The sequence below is a fragment of the Aquabacterium sp. A08 genome, assembly GCF_011742065.1.
The window spans coordinates 1-327 of record NZ_JAAQQT010000050.1; the positions used below are offsets into that span (position 1 = coordinate 1).

Sequence of the window (327 nt, forward strand, 5' to 3'; positions counted from 1 at the left end):
CCTACCTGAAGAAGTGCGAGCGCGACGCGCACGCCGTCTGCACCTCGGCCGCGGCCGAGAAGAAACTGGGCGGCGCCGCCAAAAACAGCTTCACCAAAAAGTGCGTGAAAGACGCCGTCGGCGCGCCCGGTTGATCCCATGAAAAAGGGGGCCTGACGGCCCCCTGGTGCGTTCCCAGGCCGGGCCCAAGCCCGGCCTCCCGACTCAAAGCGAGTCGATGAAGCTGCGCAGTTTGTCGCTGCGGCTCGGGTGCTTGAGCTTGCGCACCGCCTTGCTCTCGATCTGGCGGATGCGCTCGCGCGTCACGTCGAACTGCTTGCCCACCTC

General features: G+C 66.4%; 1 protein-coding gene. It reads right to left on the reverse strand.

Annotated features, from left to right (window positions below):
• Positions 1-204: 204 nt before the first annotated feature.
• Positions 205-327: sigma factor-like helix-turn-helix DNA-binding protein (locus tag HA630_RS00285; RefSeq protein ID WP_305792593.1), on the reverse strand; the 123-nt coding region annotated here is incomplete at its 5' end.